The sequence below is a fragment of the Micromonospora sp. NPDC048909 genome, from assembly GCF_040649635.1.
Taxonomy (GTDB): domain Bacteria; phylum Actinomycetota; class Actinomycetes; order Mycobacteriales; family Micromonosporaceae; genus Micromonospora.
This window is the reverse complement of record NZ_JBEZFU010000026.1, coordinates 2,501-5,076: the sequence shown is the minus strand read 5'-3', so window position 1 is coordinate 5,076 and position 2,576 is coordinate 2,501. Positions and strand designations below refer to the sequence as shown.

1 rRNA gene (cut by a window edge) is annotated in these 2,576 nt (G+C 56.9%); it reads right to left on the bottom strand.

Annotated features, from left to right (window positions below):
• Window positions 1–45: 45 nt before the first annotated feature.
• Window positions 46–2,576 (bottom strand): 23S ribosomal RNA (locus AB0C04_RS32040); it runs 579 nt beyond the window's last position.

The window sequence follows — 2,576 nt, the reverse complement described above, 5'->3', positions numbered from 1 at the left end:
GTTGTTCGTTTGTCGGGAGTTGCACAGTGGACGCGTAGCAGCTTAGTAGTCAAGTCCTCGGCCTATTAGTACCGGTCAACTGAACCCGTTACCGGGCTTACATTTCCGGCCTATCAACCCAGTCGTCTAGCTGGGGGCCTTACCCCACAAAGTGGGTGGGATACCTCATCTTGAAGCGAGCTTCCCGCTTAGATGCTTTCAGCGGTTATCCCTTCCGAACGTAGCTAACCAGCCGTGCCCCTGGCGGGACAACTGGCACACCAGAGGTTCGTCCGTCCCGGTCCTCTCGTACTAGGGACAGCCCTTCTCAAGTATCCTACGCGCACGGCGGATAGGGACCGAACTGTCTCACGACGTTCTAAACCCAGCTCGCGTACCGCTTTAATGGGCGAACAGCCCAACCCTTGGGACCTGCTACAGCCCCAGGATGCGACGAGCCGACATCGAGGTGCCAAACCATCCCGTCGATATGGACTCTTGGGGAAGATCAGCCTGTTATCCCCGGGGTACCTTTTATCCGTTGAGCGACACCGCTTCCACTCGCAAGTGCCGGATCACTAGTCCCGACTTTCGTCCCTGCTCGACCTGTCAGTCTCACAGTCAAGCTCCCTTGTGTACTTGCACTCAACACCTGATTGCCAACCAGGCTGAGGGAACCTTTGGGCGCCTCCGTTACCTTTTAGGAGGCAACCGCCCCAGTTAAACTACCCACCAGACACTGTCCCTGAACCGGATAACGGTCCGAAGTTAGATACCCAAATCAACCAGAGTGGTATTTCAAGATTGCCTCCCCACCAACTGGCGTTGATGGTTCACCGGCTCCCACCTATCCTACACAAGCTAATTCGGATACCAATGTCAAGCTATAGTAAAGGTCCCGGGGTCTTTCCGTCCTGCCGCGCGTAACGAGCATCTTTACTCGTAATGCAATTTCGCCGGGCCTGTGGTTGAGACAGTGGGGAAGTCGTTACGCCATTCGTGCAGGTCGGAACTTACCCGACAAGGAATTTCGCTACCTTAGGATGGTTATAGTTACCACCGCCGTTTACTGGCGCTTAAGTTCTCCGCTTCGCCCCCGAAAGAGCTAACAGGTCCCCTTAACGTTCCAGCACCGGGCAGGCGTCAGTCCATATACATCGAATTACTTCTTCGCATGGACCTGTGTTTTTAGTAAACAGTCGCTTCCCCCTGCTCTCTGCGGCCATACAACGCTCCACCCGCGTGGGGCTTCACGTCTCCGGCCCCCCTTCTCCCTAAGTTACGGGGGCAATTTGCCGAGTTCCTTAACCACAGTTCGCCCGATCGCCTCGGTATTCTCTACCTGACCACCTGTGTCGGTTTGGGGTACGGGCCGCTCGGAACTCGCTAGAGGCTTTTCTCGGCAGCATAGGATCACTGACTTCACCTGAATCGGCTCGGCATCACGTCTCAGCCTTCATGCACCGCGGATTTGCCTACGGTACGGCCTACACGCTTACCCCGGCACAACCACCGGCCGGGATCAGCTACCTTCCTGCGTCACCCCATCGCTTGACTACTACCCGCCAGGTTCCCACGCTCACCACCATCAACCCGAAGGTATCCGGCAGCTCGGGTGGTTAGCACAACGAGGTTCATCAGGGACGCTCCTTCGCGGGTACGGGAATATCAACCCGTTGTCCATCGACTACGCCTCTCGGCCTCGCCTTAGGTCCCGACTCACCCAGGGCGGATTAGCCTGGCCCTGGAACCCTTGGTCATCCGGCGGAAGGGTTTCTCACCCTTCTTTCGCTACTCATGCCTGCATTCTCACTCGTGCCGCGTCCACAACTGGGTCACCCCGCTGCTTCACCCCCGGCACGACGCTCCCCTACCCATCCACACACCTGCACAAGGAATCAAGTCCAAGCGAGGTAAAAATGTGAATGCCACAGCTTCGGCGGTGTGCTTGAGCCCCGCTACATTGTCGGCGCGGAACCACTTGACCAGTGAGCTATTACGCACTCTTTAAAGGGTGGCTGCTTCTAAGCCAACCTCCTGGTTGTCTATGCGACCCCACATCCTTTTCCACTTAGCACACGCTTAGGGGCCTTAGCTGGTGATCTGGGCTGTTTCCCTCTCGACTACGAAGCTTATCCCCCGCAGTCTCACTGCCGCGCTCTCACTTACCGGCATTCGGAGTTTGGCTGATTTCGGTAAGCTTGTGGGCCCCCTAGACCATCCAGTGCTCTACCTCCGGCAAGAAACACGCGACGCTGCACCTAAATGCATTTCGGGGAGAACCAGCTATCACGGAGTTTGATTGGCCTTTCACCCCTAACCACAGGTCATCCCCCAACTTTTCAACGTTGGTGGGTTCGGCCCTCCACGCGGTCTTACCCGCGCTTCAGCCTGCCCATGGCTAGATCACTCCGCTTCGGGTCTAGGACACGCGACTGAATCGCCCTATTCAGACTCGCTTTCGCTACGGCTCCCCCACACGGGTTAACCTCGCCACATGCCACTAACTCGCAGGCTCATTCTTCAAAAGGCACGCCGTCACCCCGCAAGGCTCCGACGGATTGTAGGCGAACGGTTTCAGGTACTATTTCACTCCC